15 protein-coding genes and 1 riboswitch are annotated in these 17535 nt (G+C 35.0%); of the genes, 9 read left to right on the plus strand and 6 right to left on the minus strand.

What is annotated here, in order from left to right; all coding sequences use genetic code 11:
- Nucleotides 1–19: 19 nt before the first annotated feature.
- Nucleotides 20–652 carry a cyclase family protein gene (locus F0362_RS02125; protein WP_000862990.1) on the minus strand — a complete coding sequence of 211 codons (633 nt, stop codon included), beginning with the start codon at nt 650–652 and terminating at the stop codon, nt 20–22.
- An 85-nt stretch (nt 653–737) separates the two neighbouring features.
- Nucleotides 738–850, minus strand: a riboswitch (SAM riboswitch).
- A 151-nt stretch (nt 851–1001) separates the two neighbouring features.
- On the opposite strand from F0362_RS02125, the gene F0362_RS02130 reads away from it, so the two are divergent.
- Nucleotides 1002–2111, plus strand: coding sequence for a PRK06851 family protein (locus F0362_RS02130; protein WP_000147482.1), 1110 nt, complete (start codon nt 1002–1004; stop codon nt 2109–2111).
- A gap of 121 nt (nt 2112–2232) precedes the next feature.
- On the plus strand, nt 2233–3015 hold the full coding sequence (locus tag F0362_RS02135; protein WP_001208277.1) for a nucleotidyltransferase domain-containing protein: 783 nt from the start codon (nt 2233–2235) through the stop codon (nt 3013–3015).
- A 116-nt stretch (nt 3016–3131) separates the two neighbouring features.
- On the opposite strand, the gene F0362_RS02140 is transcribed toward F0362_RS02135, so the two are convergent.
- Together F0362_RS02140 and F0362_RS02145 are read right to left on the minus strand one after the other, a co-directional pair.
- The gene (locus F0362_RS02140) at nt 3132–4433 is read right to left on the minus strand and encodes an MFS transporter (protein ID WP_001183101.1); all 1302 of its coding nucleotides are present in this window, start codon (nt 4431–4433) and stop codon (nt 3132–3134) included.
- Nucleotides 4434–4575: 142 nt separating this feature from the next.
- A complete protein-coding gene (locus F0362_RS02145; RefSeq protein WP_000199982.1) occupies nt 4576–6102 on the minus strand; it encodes an FAD-dependent oxidoreductase in 1527 nt (508 codons plus the stop codon).
- A gap of 581 nt (nt 6103–6683) precedes the next feature.
- Between F0362_RS02145 and F0362_RS02150 the strand changes: the two genes are divergently transcribed.
- Entirely contained in the window at nt 6684–7769 is a 1086-nt protein-coding gene (locus F0362_RS02150) for a Delta(10) desaturase DesB (protein ID WP_000661221.1), read from the plus strand.
- Nucleotides 7770–7821: 52 nt separating this feature from the next.
- On the opposite strand, the gene F0362_RS02155 is transcribed toward F0362_RS02150, so the two are convergent.
- The 3 genes from F0362_RS02155 to F0362_RS02165 all read right to left on the minus strand — a co-directional run bounded on the left by F0362_RS02155 (nt 7822) and on the right by F0362_RS02165 (nt 10246).
- Nucleotides 7822–8514, minus strand: coding sequence for an amino acid ABC transporter permease (locus F0362_RS02155; RefSeq protein WP_000461553.1), 693 nt, complete (start codon nt 8512–8514; stop codon nt 7822–7824).
- A gap of 93 nt (nt 8515–8607) precedes the next feature.
- The gene (locus F0362_RS02160) at nt 8608–9402 is read right to left on the minus strand and encodes an ABC transporter substrate-binding protein (RefSeq protein WP_000823745.1); all 795 of its coding nucleotides are present in this window, start codon (nt 9400–9402) and stop codon (nt 8608–8610) included.
- Between the two features lie 121 nt (nt 9403–9523).
- Complete coding sequence (locus F0362_RS02165; protein ID WP_000616929.1) at nt 9524–10246, minus strand: amino acid ABC transporter ATP-binding protein; 723 nt, start codon at nt 10244–10246, stop codon at nt 9524–9526.
- Between the two features lie 210 nt (nt 10247–10456).
- Here F0362_RS02165 and F0362_RS02170 point away from each other — a divergent pair, with 210 nt between their 5' ends.
- From F0362_RS02170 to arcC, 6 genes are all read left to right on the plus strand, one after another.
- Nucleotides 10457–11749, plus strand: coding sequence for a methyl-accepting chemotaxis protein (locus F0362_RS02170; RefSeq protein WP_000514184.1), 1293 nt, complete (start codon nt 10457–10459; stop codon nt 11747–11749).
- 146 nt (nt 11750–11895) lie between these two features.
- Entirely contained in the window at nt 11896–12345 is a 450-nt protein-coding gene (argR, locus tag F0362_RS02175) for an arginine repressor (RefSeq protein ID WP_000711836.1), read from the plus strand.
- A gap of 269 nt (nt 12346–12614) precedes the next feature.
- Entirely contained in the window at nt 12615–13847 is a 1233-nt protein-coding gene (gene arcA, locus F0362_RS02180) for an arginine deiminase (protein ID WP_000682324.1), read from the plus strand.
- Between the two features lie 30 nt (nt 13848–13877).
- On the plus strand, nt 13878–14876 hold the full coding sequence (argF, locus tag F0362_RS02185; protein WP_000930304.1) for an ornithine carbamoyltransferase: 999 nt from the start codon (nt 13878–13880) through the stop codon (nt 14874–14876).
- A 99-nt stretch (nt 14877–14975) separates the two neighbouring features.
- The gene (gene arcD, locus F0362_RS02190) at nt 14976–16391 is read left to right on the plus strand and encodes an arginine-ornithine antiporter (protein WP_000503417.1); all 1416 of its coding nucleotides are present in this window, start codon (nt 14976–14978) and stop codon (nt 16389–16391) included.
- A gap of 37 nt (nt 16392–16428) precedes the next feature.
- Entirely contained in the window at nt 16429–17391 is a 963-nt protein-coding gene (gene arcC, locus F0362_RS02195) for a carbamate kinase (RefSeq protein ID WP_149889625.1), read from the plus strand.
- Nucleotides 17392–17535 lie beyond the last annotated feature (144 nt).

Below are 17535 nucleotides of genomic sequence, written 5' to 3' on the forward strand. Positions count from 1 at the left end.
CTTTTTTGTAGTCCATATTTTAAAAAATAACAGCGAATGCCCTTGCGAAAGCACCGTCACTATTTTTAATTTTTAAAGGTGCTGCTGAGAAAAAGAAACGTTTCGCTTTAATAGCATCTAGATTTGTTAAGTTTTCAATTAAGAAAATATTATTGCCTAACAGTATGTGATGAATGGGTGATGTTTCTGTCGTTACCTCATCGGGAGAAATAAAATCTAAACCGACTGATTTTACTTTTAATTCAACTAGTTCTTCAGCTAATTCTTCGGAAAGATAAAATGCTTCTTTCTCATAAGCTTCTGTATTCCATTTATTAGATAGATTAGAATGGAAAATGACAATATCGTCTTTTTTTATGTCGGCATTATGCAATACTTCTTTAGGGAGTTTTCTCTCTTGAACATGAGTGACATCGATGAGAACTGCTTCACCTACAAACTGATCAAGGGGCAATTGATCAATCGTTGTTGCACCAGAAATAAAATGCGCAGGAGCGTCGCAATGTGTACCGACATGAACGACCGAATGGAAATCTGTAACTTGATATCCCGTTTCTTCAACGCTTGTAATGGCTTCTAGTTGGATTGTTGGTGTTCCGGGAAATTGAGACATATTATTTTCAAACGTTTGTGATAGATCAATTACTTTCATTTTAAATACCTCCAATATATGTTTTTCAAATAATAAAAAGCCCATCTTTCATGATCAAGAAAGATGGGCTTTACATACTAGTTGCGTTTTATCTTCCAAAATGCAATGCATTTTGCAGGAATTAGCACCTATTCGGTTCTTATAAACTGAGGTTGCTGGGCTTCAAAGGGCCGGTCCCTCTGCCTCTCTTGATAAAGGTTTATTCAGTTTCGGAATTCGAAATATTCATGATATTTAGAATTGTAATTCATTTCCTTTTTTCATGCAATACAAATTAGGTGTTCACCCAAATAAAGTTGCTCGCATATTGTAGCTTATGTAAGTAGACTGTTGCGAAGGAGTGAGTGCAGTGACAGGGAATGTGTTAAATTATTATGCTGGTGGTAATACAGCTAGAGGATTTCATAATTTATACGAAGAGAATTTAAAAGGGCTAGATAGGTTGTTTATTTTAAAGGGTGGTCCAGGAACGGGAAAATCTTCTTTAATTAAGGCAATAGGTCGTGAATGGGTTGAAAAAGGATATGATATTGAGCTTTTGCATTGTTCTTCCGATAATAAATCGGTTGATGGTGTAATTATCCCGAAGCTAAAAGTAGGAATTGTTGATGGAACATCTCCGCATGTTATCGAGCCAAAAATGCCAGGAGTTGTTGAGGAGTATATCAATTTAGGGGTTGCTTGGGACTCAGATAAATTAAGAAAGCAGAAGGTGGAAATTGAACGATTTGTTTCAGAAGCAAGCAAAGCTTTTCAAACTGCTTACGCTTGTTTTCACGAGGCGCTAATTATACATGATGAGTGGGAGAAAATATATATTAATAACATTGATTTTAATAAAGCAAATGAACTAACAGATCAGCTGATTCAGAAGCTATTTACAGATAAAGGAGGGAAACAATCGCTTGTGAAACATCGCTTTTTAGGAGCAGCTACACCGAAAGGAGCAGTTGATTTTGTTCCTAATTTAACAGAAGGATTGCCACATCGTTATTTTATAAAAGGACGCCCGGGCTCTGGAAAATCAACAATGCTCAAAAAGTTATCGAAGGCAGCAGAAGAAAAAGGTTTTGACGTTGAAGTATATCATTGCGGATTTGACCCGAATAGTCTTGATATGGTTATTGTAAGAGAATTAGGATTTGCAATTTTTGATAGTACCGCACCACATGAATATTTTCCAAGTCGCGTGGGTGATGAGATTATAGATATGTATGCTCTTATTGTTAAACCGGGGACGGATGAGAAGTATGCTACAGAAATTCGTGACGTTTCCATTCAATATAAAGCAAAAATGAATGAGGCGATGTCTTTCTTAGCAAAAGCAAAATCAGTTCGTGATAAATTAGAACGAATTTATATTGCTGCTATGGATTTTTCAAAAGTGGATGCATATAAAGAGGAAATTCAAAAAGAGTTTGAACGAATTGCGGTTAGTGTAACAGAAAAGAACAAGTAAAAAATAAGGGATTTTGGTAGGCTGTCGGGAATTTTCTGACAGCTATTTTAGTATGTAGTAAGCTTAGTAATATATTTGTCGAATTTCCAAGGAAATAATCAAAAAATGGAGAGGGTATGAAATGAGAGAGAAAATTAAAGCGGAATTAGCAAGAATTGAAAAAGAGAATGATGTGAAAATCTTATTTGCAGTGGAATCAGGGAGTCGTGCTTGGGGATTTCCATCGAAAGATAGTGATTATGATGTTAGATTTGTTTATATGCATCCGGTAGAGTGGTATTTATCAATTCATGATAAACGAGATGTAATTGAGTATCCGATTAGTGATGATTTAGATATAAGTGGCTGGGATATTAAAAAGGCATTACAACTGTTTGGAAAGTCAAACCCAGCTTTACTTGAGTGGATTCGATCACCAATTTTTTATTCGAAAAACTCTAACTTTCCAGAGCAGCTTCAGCAAATGAGTGAAAAGAATTTTGATCCAAAAGCAACGATATATCATTACTTACATATGGCTTCAAAAAATTATCGTGAATTTTTGCAAGGCGAGAATGTAAAGTTGAAAAAGTACTTTTATGTATTACGTCCTATTTTAGCTTGTCAGTGGCTAGAAGAGAAAGGGACATTACCTCCAGTAGAATTTAATCGATTGATTACAGAACTATCTATAGAACGTAGTGTATTGAATGAGATTGAGAAGTTGTTAATAAAGAAAAAAGCGGGTACGGAATTAGATGTTGGATTGAAAATTCAAGTGTTAAATCAATTTTTAGAAGAACAAATTGATTATTATCAGCAATACGTGAAAGGGATTGAAAAGGGATTAGGGATTGATATTGAGAGTTTGAATACACTATTTAGAAATATGTTGTTTGAAGTAAATAAAAAAGAGCACAAGTAAATTTGTGCTCTTTTTTTATCCCGCTATTTGTGGGAGCCTTACTGCCCGTAAACGCCTGATTGGTGTGGACTAATAATCAGCTGGGGATGCACCACAACACTGATTAAAGTTTCACTTTATTTTGTAGGAATAAAGAAAACAGATATAGCTGCGATAAGACCTGCAAAAGAGAATAAGTAAAAATTCCATGCTAAGTCATATTGCATTGTCATAATAATACCGACAAGAATAGGTCCAGCAATTGCACCAACTCGGCCAAGTCCAAGTCCCCAGCCTAAGGAGGTAGCTCGTATATGTGATGGGAAGTATTGTGTTACATAAGCATTTAATATTTGAGTAATACCAACTGATCCAATTCCAGCAAGACCAATTAAAAGATAAATGATTGTAACAGAGGGTTTAATTGTTAGTAGTCCAATACATATGGCTGCCATAAGATAGGAGATGCTAATAACAATTTTTGCTCCTATACGATCGGCAATCGCCCCGGCAAATAATGCGCCGATAGCTGCAGTAATATTTAGCATAAGTAGAAATGATAAACTAGATCCAAGAGGATATCCTGCCTGACGCATCATCTGTGGTAACCAAGTATTTAAACCGTATATTAAAAACATTCCCATTATATAAGTGATCCAAAAAAGTAGCGTTGCTTTTATGTATTCTTTTGAGAATAACGTAAGAAATCCATTTTTCTTTTGTATATTAGATGGTGCTTCAGAAATTTCATCTTTTACATGGAATTCAATTTGAAAGCGATTAAGAATTTTGTTCACTTCTTCTTGTCGATTCCGCGATAATAAAAATTGAATGGACTCAGGTAAATAAAGAATAATGAAAGGAATGAGGAGTAGCGGAATCATTCCGATGCCAAACATAATTCTCCATCCGAAATCTTCTAACATAAACATGGATAAAATAGCACCTAACACGATACCTAAAGGATAGCCGGTAAACATAAGAGCATAAATAAAAGATTGCCGTTTTTTTGATGAATATTCAACAGTAAGTGCGGAAGCCGTTGGGATAACACCGCCTAATCCGATTCCTCCGATAAATCGAGATAGCCCAAATAATTCAGGAGAAGGAGCAATTGCAGCTAAGCCCATTGTGATAGAAAAAAGAGCTAAACAGCATATAAGTGTCCACTTTCGTCCAATTAAATCTGTAATGGTTCCGATTAGAATAGCGCCAATAAACATCCCAAATAGAGCATAGCTGGCAATTGTTCCAGCTTGAGCTGGTGATAGTGCCCAGCTGTTGTCTTCTAAAAGCTTTGGCAGAACGGCACCGTAAATACCTAAATCATATCCGTCAGCTAGAATGGCGAGCCAACAAATAAAAACAACAAGTTTTGTAATAGAGCTTGAAAAGATAGTTTCTGTAGATTCTAGATGAGGTGGAGCAGAAGGTTGCATAGTATTCACCCCTTTTATTTGTAGATGAATATATTATTTTATTTACTGTTAATATTCCCCTTCTTATGTCGAAATTTATATGAAAAGGTGTCATGAAAAACAAAGAAGTTCAACAGGATTCTTGTTGAACTTCTTTGTTTTTTTATTCGTTATCAACTCGTTTTAATGGTTGATCTGCTGGCCCTTCCATAACATCGCCATCAATTGAAAAACGAGAACCGTGGCAAGGACAATCCCAAGTACAATCACCGTTATTCCATTCAACTTCACAGCCGAGGTGTGTACAAGTCGTATCGACGATATGTAGTTTTCCTTCTTTATCTTTATAAGCACCTGCTCGTTTACCGTTGACATGTACAACGGATCCTTCGCCAACTTCAAGATCCTCTGGTTTACGTAATGCAGTTTCAAGTTTCCCTTCAATTAAATGTTTAGCAACATCAATGTTTTGAGAAAGGAATGTTTTTATATCTGGATTTGCATGAAAGCGTGATGGTGCAAACAGCTCTTTATATGGGCTGTGGACTTTTAGAATGGAATCCTTCAGTAAATGAGCTGCAGCAGTTCCTGTTGTCATTCCCCATTTGCGATATCCAGTTGCAACAAATATATTTGGATTGCTTTCGTTAATATGTCCGATATAAGGGAGCTTGTCTAGCGTAATCAAATCTTGCGCTGACCATCTATAGGGAACTTCATCTACTCCAAAAGTTGCTTCAGCAAAAGAATAGAGTGCTTCATAATGAAGCATCGTATTTATTCCCTGTCCCGTTTTATGGCTCTCTCCGCCAATCAAAATCAACTTTTCTCCATTGTTTGTTATATAGCGTAAGGAGCGTTTTGGATCATCAATACTTAAATACATGCCACCTGGATAATCTGTTTTTGCTTTTATTGCAAGAGCATAGGAGCGTTCTGCGTACATTCGCGTAAAGAAAAAGCTATTCGCATCATAAAAAGGAAAGTGAGAACAAGAGACGACATATTCACAAGTGATGCGATGCCCCTCTTTTGTAATTACTTGTGGATAATCTCCTTTTTCCACATCCATAGCTGTTGTTTGTTCATAGACCTTTCCTCCCATCTCCACAAACTTTTCTAAAAGTGTTTTCAAATAAAGGAGGGGGTGGAATTGCGCTTGATTTTTCATTACAAGTGCAGATTGTACTGGAATAGGAATCGATAGAGATTGAACATAGTCACAAGGTATATTTAATTTTTGATAAGCTTCATATTCTTTCGATAAATTTCTTAAACCGTTATCAGTAGTTGTATACAAGTATGAATCTTCATTTGAAAAATTACAGTCGATTTTATATGTTTGCACAGTGTCATTTATGAATTGTAGAGCATGATTATTTGATTCATAGTAAAGCCTGGCTTTTTCCACACCGAAATGATTTATTAATTCATCGTAAATAAGATCATGTTGTGCTGTTACTTTTGCTGTTGTATGCCCAGTCGTTCCGTTTAAAATACGACCAGAATCAATTAAAACAACATCGATGCCTTCTTTTGCAAGTAAATAGGCAGTAGTAATACCTGTAATACCAGCACCGATAATAGCAACTTTTGTCTTTATATTTTCGGATAAACGAGGGAAAGTAGGAAACTGAGTAGATTCAATCCAATAAGATAGCGGCAGTTGTGGAAATGTATCACTTGTCATTGCGGAAACCTCCTGATTTTAGAACAATTTTCCTTTTAATATTTCCATAATATATGAAATTCATGTGTGTTGTTTTAGAAGTAGTCTATTTTTATTAAAAGAGGTTATAAATTATTTTAATATAATTAATTAGATGGGGCATTATGAAGTGGTAGGATTTATATAAAACTAAATTCAAGTGATTCTGTTTGTTGATTACATAGGGAGTTATTGAATGAGATAGAGTCTATGGCGTTTAAGAAAATGTCTATATATAGTGGGTAAATCCTTATGGAATCTATACATTTTCTTTAGTGAAATAAAGTATGATTATAAAAATATAACCACCTTTTATTACTAGGTCATAAAAGGTGTTGACAATATAGAAATTCTATTGTTATGATTCATCATGTGGAAAGGTTGATAGAGAGTAAAAAGAGAAATGTTTTTCATTGATAATAAAAGCGAAAAATAAGTGACGATAGAGTGAGTATATTTTCCTTATAATAGATGCTTTTTGGATCATCTAGTAAAATCAATCTGGAAGCAAGAATTGATATATGTAAGTTGCGCAAGGCGCGGCATAAGAAAGGAGCAAAAGGATGAAGGAGCTTCATACGTTTGGGTGGTATGCAGCACGTGTATCACCACATTTGCCGAAAAAAGCATTTAAACCAGTGCCTACTCGTTTATTTGGTGGACTGGCTTATTTGCTTGTGGCATTGGCGGGGTTAATATCGATTGGTGTATTTGAATTGAATGTGTGGGCGAATCTAGGAATTGCGATTGTTCTTGGATTATGTTTTGCTTCACTTGGATTTTTAGGGCATGAAATTTTACATGGAACTGTTGTAAGAAAGGCATGGCTTCGTGATTTTTTAGGCGCGATTGCATTTATGCCATTATCAACAGGACCAAAACTTTGGAGAAAGTGGCATAATGCAACTCATCATGTTCATACACAGCATGAAGAGAATGATCCAGATGCATGGCCGACACTTGAGAAGCTTAAAAAAAGTAAGTTTTTAAGTTGGGTATATCGTATGCCTCTTCATGTACGTTCATTCTTTAGTTTCCTGTCACTAACAATTCAATTTACATTGCATTCAACTCGAATGTTCTTTCATTTTATAAAAGAATTTAAGTCATCGAATCAAAAATCTGTATGGCTTCAACTTCTTTTGCCTTGGACAGTTTGGATTAGTTTATTATTTATTATGGGACCTGGAAAATGGTTATTTGCATATGTGATTCCGTTGTTAATTGCTAACTTTATTGTAATGGCATATATCGCAACAAATCACCGCTTAAATCCAATTGTTCCAGTAAATGATCCGTTAGCAAACTGTTTATCAGTAACAGTGCCGCGCTGGGTAGACGTTTTACATTTCAATTTCTCGTATCATACAGAACATCATCTGTTCCCTGCTATGAGCTCTAAATACTATCCGTTAGTAAAAGAGAAGATTAAAGAAATGTGGCCGGAACGCTATCACGAAATGCCGATGACAAAAGCATTGGCAGCACTTTGGAATACACCACGTGTGTATTATCACGGAAGTGAATTAGTTGATCCGCATAGAGAACATTTCTACGGTTCTTTAGGAAATGGATTAGACCCTCATAATATTTCATATCGTGAGGAACATATAGAAGAAAAAGAGAGTATTAAAAAAGTAAATCAGTAAAATTTGATATATTTTGCAGTGAAAAAGCAAGCCATCTCAGGCTTGCTTTTTTTTATAAAGAAACTTCTTTTTTATTCTTTGTATGGACTTGGATAGAGTTTGTCTCTTTGCGCTGTAATCGTTTTTCTAAAAGGTTAACAAAATAAGTAAATAGGAGAACGAGTACGAGATAATATAAACCAACGATTACATATGTATCTAATTGTTGGAAGTTACTTGCGGCAATTGATAAACCCGATCCCCATAATTCGGACAGTCCTACGTAAGCAACAAGTGAGGAATCTTTCAATCCAATAATAAATTGATTACCTAGAGGAGGAAGAGATAGACGAAATGCTTGTGGTAATATAATTCGGCGCATCGCCAAAGGGTAAGGCATGCCTAAAGAGCGAGCAGCTTCTAATTGTCCACGGTCAACGGATTGAATGGATCCACGGAAAATTTCGGTAATATATGCACCGTTATGAATTGCTAAAGCAATTGCTCCTGCCCAAAAAGGGGTGAACACAACAACAGATGTAATACCAAAATAGAGAATTGCGATTTGAACAATTAAAGGTGTACCACGAATAATGGCGATGTAGACATGAGCGATACTATTTAGAACTTTATTGTTAGAGATTCGAAAGAAAGCGAATAGTAATCCAATTAATGAGCCGAGTACTAGGGAAGTTAATGTTAATTGTAATGTGACAATAGTAGCTTTTAAGAGTGTGGGGTAGGTAGAGATAAAAATTTCAAACATGCGTTTCACCTCATAGTGTATAGATTTTAGTAGGGAATGAAATACCCCACATAAAAAGTGGGGCATGATTTATGGAATCTTTGAATAGTTAACTTACTTCGTTTTTGCCTCTTCTCCAAGAATATTACGACCAAACCATTTTTTACTAATCTTTTCGTACGTACCATCTTTAATGATTTCATCTAAAGCTTTATTTACTTTTTTAACCATTTCTTTATCATCTTTGCGAATAGCAATTCCCATTTCATCAAGATTTAATGGTTTTCCAGCTTCTTTTATATTTGATTTACCTTCTTTAATCATTCGAAGACCAACCATTTGATCAGTGATTACTGCGTCCACACGCCCAGGCTCTAAGTCCATAAGAGCGGTAATATCACTATCGTATTCTGTAATTTGATCTGTATGTTTTGAAACAAGAGTTTTAAAGGTACTAGCTTTTACAACACCAATTTTCTTTCCTTTCAAATCTTCTGGAGAAGAGATAGACGTATTCTTTTTAGCTACGAAAATCTGGGCACCAGAGCGATAATATGGGTTTGAGAAACTAACAGCTTTTAATCGTTCTTCTGTAATGGCCATACTTCCTAATATCGCATCATATTTTTTTGATTGTAGACCTTGAATTAGCGTTTCCCACGGATTTGTAATAGGAGCGGGTTTCATTCCCATCTTTTTCGCGAGCGCCTCACCTATTTCTACATCAAATCCGGCAAGTTTTCCGTCATTTTCTTTATAGTTAAAAGGTTTGTATAATCCACTCATCGCATAACGAAATTCCTTTTCACCATTTGATGAAGTAGTCGAGCTTTCCTTACTACAGGCTCCCAGTATGAATGATGTACATAGTGTAATACTCGCAACAATGGTTAATAGTTTTCTTTTCATAAGACCCCTCCTATATATTGATCATACGGATGGTTTTAAGTATGTTATCGAGATATTTTATTTGGACAATTAGTTGTGCACCGTATGAATGTATTTCTTTACGTTTGAAATAGAAGTTACATTATAAAACGTTACGTAAAAACTGTTTTGCTCGTTCATGTGATGGAGCTGAAAAGAATTGCGCTGGCGGAGCATCCTCTACAATTTTTCCGTCATCCATAAAGATGACGCGATCAGCTACATCTCTTGCGAAATTCATTTCATGAGTAACAATCACCATTGTCATTCCTTCTTCAGCAAGTTCTTTCATAACTTGCAATACTTCTCCAACGAGTTCAGGGTCTAAGGCTGAGGTAGGTTCATCAAATAGCATAATTTTAGGATTCATAGCAAGAGCTCGTGCAATCGCAACGCGTTGTTTTTGACCACCTGAAAGTAGGTGAGGAGTTACATCCGCCTTATCTTGTAGGCCGACTTTTTGTAGGAGTTGATTCCCAACGTCCTTCGCGTCTGCTGTTTCCAATTTTTTTACGTGAATAGGTGCTTCTATGATGTTTTCTAGTGAGGTCATATGAGGAAAGAGGTTAAAGTGTTGAAAAACCATACCGACATTTTCACGGACTTTGTTTAAATTTGAATGCTTTGGATCAATTCGTTCACCTTGTAAGTGAATTTCACCTTCATCGTACATTTCTAAAAAGTTAAGACAACGAAGTAATGTACTTTTGCCGGAACCACTGGCACCGATTAAAACAACAACTTCTTTTTCTTTTACTTCTAAATCAATTCCTTTTAAAACATCAAGTGAGCCAAATGATTTTACTAGATTTCGAACTTGAATCATACAAAACCCCCAGTCAAAAATATATTTTACAAATGTTGCCCCTTATTTCTGTTATTAGTCATAAATTGTCAGAATCCTTTATTTTTTTCAGGGGATTTAATATTCAAAGAAATAATGATTTTTAAAATCACTATATCTTTCTATAACGAAAATATGGATAATAATATATAGGTAGTACTTATATTGCTTATAAGAAGGGGGAAAGAAGAGATGGGAAAAGAAAGAAAAACATTTTCCTTTGGCTTGCGTATACAGCTTATGTTATTTACTACAATTCTAGCTTTCATTACATATTCAACAAGTTTAATTTTCATTTACGTTATATATGATTATTTTCAAAGTTATGTAAGTCAAACTGTTTATAATATTATCGTTATGTTATTAGGTGTAGTATGGTCTGGAATTTTAGCGTATGGGGCAGCAATATTTTTAATTAAACCACTTCGAAAGTTGGAAGAAGCAGCAAGGAAAGCGGCTGAAGGTGATATTCGTGAAGATGTCCCATTGCCAAAGACCGATGATGAGATAAAATCTTTAAGTGTTGCATTTAATATGATGCTAGGGAACTTAAGGGGCATGGTAAAAAATATCGATACTACATTTTCGTATACAAATAATCAAGTTCAGCAAATTAGAAAACAAACAGGTGAAGCGACAAAGCAAGCACAAGGTGTGTCTGAAACCCTTGCGGAGATTTCTTCCGGTGCCGAGCAATCAGCAGCATCGATTCAAGCGATCGTTTCTACTGTTGATACAACGACTTCTATTGCAAATGAAGTAGAAGGAAAAGCAAAACAGTCTGACGAGTTGTCTTCAGAAATGGTTCAAGCTTTAGGACAAAGTACACGTGTCTTTACTTCTTTAATTCAAGGTATTCAAACATTGGCGAGAGAAAATGAAGATTCGATGGAAAATGTACAGAAATTAGAAGAGCGAATGAAACAAGTTGAACACATTGTTTCTGTTGTGAGTGAGATTGCTAGCCAAACAAATTTATTAGCACTCAACGCTTCTATTGAGGCAGCTCGTGCAGGAGAGCATGGAAGGGGCTTTGCGGTTGTAGCAGAAGAAGTACGTAAACTTGCTGATGAAAGTGATCATTCCGCAAGAAACATATCGCAGTTATTACGGAATATGCAAGATGAAGTACAGCAAGTCGCATTGAAAATGACAGAGCAGGTGAAGACAGCTAAAGAAGAGGCAAAACGCGGAGAAGCTACAGAATTAATTTTAAAAGAAATGTCATCAAGTGTTATGGAAGTAGCCGATGCAACTAAGCAAATTAGTAATTATATGAATGAACAAGTGAATCACATTTATCAAACAGGAGCACAAACAAAGGCTGTAGCAGCAATTGCGGAAGAAACGTCAGCTGGTTCACAAGAAGTGGCACGTGTGACGTTGCAACAGTCTAAAAATATGATAGCAATCGATCAATTATTAAAAGACTTAGAGAAGCAATCAGCGGATTTAAAACAAACAATTGAACGGTTTTCAATGTAAAAGGAAGAACAGAATGCTGTTCTTCTCTTTTTTATTTAGTTTGATTTAATATTTACAGTTAAACTATGAACGTTTCCGCAACATTCTTTTCTGTCCCTTTCGGATGAAAATTATAGCGAGCTATAATATTAAAAGGGGTGTCTTTTATGAAAAAAGAAAAAAGACAACGATTAATTAAACAATTTGTAAAGGAGTATGAAATAGAGAAGCAAGAAAGATTAGTAGAATTGTTAGCAAAAAAAGATGTATTAGTAACACAAGCTACAGTTTCTCGAGATATTCGTGAGTTAAATTTAACGAAGGTACCTTCTCAAGAAGGATTAATGATATATAAATTTTTCTCAGAAGAGCATTTACAAACTGATATAAAGTTAAAGAAAAAATTACGAGAGGTTGTTGTAAAAATTGATTGTGTAGATCAATTAATGGTTATTAAAACATTACCCGGTAATGCACATGTTATTGGTGTTTTGTTTGATGAGCTAGATTGGAAAGAAAAAATAGGATGTGTATGTGGAAATGATACATGCCTTATCATTTCTCAGTCAAAATCAGATAGGGAGATTTTAGAAGAAAGGTTAAATTTAATTATTTAGATGCAAAATCCTGTTTTTAATAAAAATTAAAAACAGGATTTTTGTTTAAATACGGAAGTTAAATATTCAACATATATGCGTAATATATGTGTTTTTTTATTGAAAAATCGGGATGAAGTGTTATAAAAATACAAATTCATATGATTTTAAAAAAATAACTTGTTTAATATTTCACAATGATAATGTGGATGCTTTCACAAAGATGAAGGCGCGTAGCATTTATTATGTACTTGTAAGACATCAAACATATTTAAAAGGAGGTACAACAAATGAAGCATCCGATACATGTTACTTCAGAGATTGGGGAATTACAAACAGTTTTATTAAAACGACCTGGTAAAGAAGTGGAAAACTTAACGCCAGATTATTTGCAACAATTATTATTTGACGATATTCCATACTTACCAATTATTCAAAAAGAGCATGATTATTTTGCACAAACATTACGCAATCGGGGTGTTGAAGTTCTTTATTTAGAAAAACTAGCTGCTGAGGCATTAGTAGATAAAAAACTTCGAGAAGAATTTGTTGATCGTATTTTAGAAGAAGGACAGGCTGACGTAAATGTTGCACATCAAACTTTAAAAGAATATTTACTTTCCTTTTCAAATGAAGAATTAATTCAAAAAATTATGGGTGGTGTACGGAAAAACGAGATTGAAACAAGTAAGAAGACACATTTATATGAATTAATGGAAGATCATTATCCGTTTTACTTAGACCCAATGCCTAATTTATATTTTACTCGTGATCCAGCAGCTAGCGTGGGCGATGGATTAACGATAAATAAGATGAGAGAACCGGCGCGTAGACGTGAATCATTATTCATGGAGTACATCATTAAATATCATCCAAGATTTGCAAATCACAATGTGCCAATTTGGCTAGATCGTGATTATAAGTTTCCAATTGAAGGTGGCGATGAGCTAATTTTAAATGAAGAAACAATTGCAATTGGAGTATCTGCCCGTACGTCAGCTAAAGCAATTGAACGTTTAGCTAAAAATCTTTTTAGTCGACAAAATAAAATTAAGAAAGTGTTAGCAATAGAAATTCCAAAATGCCGAGCATTTATGCATTTAGATACAGTGTTTACAATGGTTGATTATGACAAGTTTACAATTCACCCAGCCATTCAAGGGCCAAAAGGAAATATGAATATTTATATTTTAGAAAAAGGTCCAGATGTGGAAACTCTTAAAATTACACATCGCACTTCTTTAATGGAAGCATTAAAAGAGGTATTAGGTTTAAGTGAATTAGTTCTTATTCCTTGTGGAGGAGGAGATGCAATTGCTTCCGCTCGTGAACAATGGAATGATGGTTCTAATACATTAGCAATTGCGCCAGGTGTAGTTGTTACATATGATCGCAACTATGTATCCAATACGTTATTGCGGGAACATGGTATAGAAGTCATTGAGGTGCTAAGTTCGGAATTATCTCGTGGGCGTGGGGGTCCACGTTGCATGAGTATGCCAATTGTTCGTAAAGATATTTAGTATAAATAACGGAGAAAGTAGGGATGAAGTATGTTAATGACTAGACCAAATTTAAAAGGAAGAAGTTTTCTAGCTGAAAAAGATTTTACACAAGAAGAATTGCTATATTTTCTAGATTTAGCAGCAGAATTAAAAGAGAAAAAGAAAAACGGTGTCCCACATCATTATTTAGAAGGTAAAAATGTAGCGCTATTATTTGAAAAAACCTCTACTCGTACGCGATGTGCATTTACAGTAGCATGTACAGATTTAGGTGCGAACCCTGAATATTTAGGGAAAGGTGATATTCAGCTTGGAAAAAAAGAATCCGTTGAGGATACAGCAAAAGTGTTAGGACGTATGTTTGACGGAATTGAGTTTCGTGGATTTAATCATGAAACTGTAGAATCTTTAGCACAAAATTCTGGTGTACCGGTTTGGAATGGATTAACAGATATGTGGCATCCAACACAAACACTTGCAGATTTATTAACAATTAGAGAACATGTAGGGAAATTAAAAAATGTGAAGCTTGTTTACGTTGGAGATGGACGAAATAATGTTGCTAATAGTTTACTAGTTGGTGGAGCGATTGTTGGAATGGATGTACGTATTTGTACACCGGAATCTTTATGGCCAGAGCAAGAAGTAATTGATTTAGCAAAAAAATATAATGAACAGGTAATGATAACAAGTAATGTGGAAGAAGCTGTTGCAAATGCAGATGTAATTTATACAGATGTATGGGTGTCTATGGGAGAAGAAGAAAAATTTGCTGAACGTGTCGAGTTATTGAAACCTTATCAAGTAAATATGAAAATGATTAAAGAAACAGGGAATGAAAACGTGATTTTCTTACATTGTTTACCCGCATTCCATGATGTTGAAACGATGTATGGTGAGGAAGTTTATGAGAAATATGGGCTGAGAGAAATGGAGGTAACTGACGAAGTATTCCGCAGTAAACATTCAAAAGTATTTGATCAGGCTGAAAATAGAATGCATACAATTAAAGCGGTTATGGCAGCTACTTTAGGAAACATGGAGTAAAGAAGAAAGGGAGTCTTCCTTTCTTCTTTCTCCTCCTTTAGACACTATCATTCACTATTGCTTTCGTATTGTTATTGCAATTAAAGAGAGGTGAGTGGAATGGGTGAAGATAAGAAATTAGGGTTGTTTACATTAACGGCGCTTGTAGTGGGGTCTATGATTGGCGGTGGAGCATTTAATTTAGCAAGTGATATGGCAAAAGGTGCTGGTGCTGGAGCCATTATTATTGGTTGGGTTATAACAGGAATTGGGATGATTGCGCTTGGATTATCTTTTCAAAATCTAACTGTAAAACGGCCAAATTTAGATGGTGGTATTTTTAGTTATGCAAAAGCAGGATTTGGGAATTTTATGGGATTTAATAGTGCGTGGGGATATTGGCTATCTGCCTGGCTTGGTAATGTAGCTTACGGCACATTATTGTTTTCTTCATTAGGGTATTTCTTCCCAATCTTTGAGGGCGGTCAAAATGTAGCATCCATTATTGGTGCAAGCGTATTATTATGGTGTGTTCACATGTTAATTTTACGTGGAGTTCAATCAGCAGCACTTGTGAATTTAGTAACTACAATCGCAAAATTAGTACCTGTATTTGTATTTATTGTTATAGGAATCTTCGCGTTTCATATTGATACGTTCCTAGATGGATTTTGGGGACAAACTGGTTCTTTTTCATGGGGAGCAGTTGGCAGCCAAGTTAAAAGTACAATGCTTGTAACTTTATGGGTGTTCATTGGGGTAGAAGGGGCTGTTGTTTTATCAAGTCGAGCAAAAAATAGAAGTGATGTAGGGAAAGCAACGGTTATTGGCTTAATTGGTACACTCATCATTTACATTTTAATTACATTACTGTCTCTTGGACTTATGCAGCAAGCAGATATTGCTAATTTAAAAAATCCGTCTATGGCTTATTTATTTGAAAGTGTTGTTGGAAAATGGGGTGCTATCTTTATTAATTTAGGTTTAGTTATCTCTGTATTAGGTGCTTGGTTAGGTTGGACTTTACTCGCATCTGAAATTCCGTATTTGGCGGCTAAAGACGGAGTATTTCCAAAATGGTTTGCAAAAGAAAATAAAAATAAAGCTCCAATAAATTCATTATGGATAACAAATGGCTTAATTCAAATGTTCTTATTAACATTCGTCGTTTCCGATCAGGCGTATAACTTTGCATTCTCATTAGCATCTTCAGCTATTTTAATCCCATATGCTTTTTCAGCATTTTATCAACTGAAGCATAGCTTAAAGTCTGAAGAAGCGGATCGAAATAAAAATATAATAATTGGTTTGATAGCAAGTATGTACGGTGTGTGGTTAGTTTATGCAGCTGGTTTAGAGTATTTATTATTAACAATGACTTTATATGCGCCAGGTATTTTTATTTTTTACAATGTTCAAAGGCAAAAGAGTTCGAAGCAAATATTTACTCGAGTGGAATTAGCATCATCGGTAGCAATTGGTGCTTTAGCATTCTTTGCGATTTATGGATTAATTACAGGCAGTATTACTTTATAAAGCGTTGTGAAATCGAAATCAACTGGAGGGCTGAAATATGGAACGAAGAAAAATTGTAGTTGCACTAGGGGGAAATGCGATACAGTCTGGAAAAGCTACTGCGGGAGCACAGCAAGAAGCGTTAGAAAAAACAGCGGAACAACTTGTGAAAATAATGGAAAATGATGTAGATATAGTAATTGCGCATGGAAATGGTCCACAAGTGGGAAATATTTTATTACAGCAAAAAGCTGCAGAAACGGAAAAGACACCTGCAATGCCATTAGATACTTGTGGTGCAATGAGCCAAGGGATGATTGGATATTGGATGGAAAATGCGATTGAAAAGGCATTGAAAAAAAGGAATATAAAAAAAGACGTAGCAACGGTTATAACACGCGTTGTCGTGGATGAAAAAGATGAGGCATTTAAAAATCCAACTAAACCAATTGGTCCTTTTTATACAGAAGAAGAGGCCAGAAGATTAATGGAAGAAACAAAAGCAGTGTTTAAAGAAGATGCTGGCAGAGGGTGGAGACGTGTTGTTCCATCACCGAAGCCTGTAAGTATTCATGAACATAAAGTAATTAATTCTTTAGTTGAGGATGGAAATATAGTGATAGCTGTTGGTGGTGGTGGAATTCCAGTAATTGATTCTGAAGAAGGGTTAAAAGGAACTGAAGCGGTTATCGATAAAGATTTCGCTGCGCAGAAATTAGCTGAATTAGTAGATGCCGATACGCTCGTAATTTTAACTGCAGTTGATCATGTGTATGTAAATTATAATCAACTGAATCAAAAGAAATTAGAGCATGTCACAGTGAATCAATTAGAAGAATACATGGAAGAACAACAATTTGCTGCGGGAAGTATGCTTCCAAAAATTGAAGCTGCTATTAATTTTGTTAATACAAATCCAAAAAGAAAAACAATTATTACGTCTTTAGAAAAAGTATATGAAGCACTAGAAGAAAAAGCTGGTACTATTATTTCTAAACAGAATGTATGCATGTATGTTTAAATAATTATGTACGCTATTTATTAGTAAAAAAGAATGGAGTTAGTAACTTCATTCTTTTTATGTATTAATATTTTTTGTAATCATTGTTCATAAAGTTTTCATGATGAAATCTGAATATATAAGTTAGTTATGATAAAATTTAAT

The sequence above is a fragment of the Bacillus sp. BS98 genome, assembly GCF_008432245.1.
Taxonomy (GTDB): domain Bacteria; phylum Bacillota; class Bacilli; order Bacillales; family Bacillaceae_G; genus Bacillus_A; species Bacillus_A toyonensis.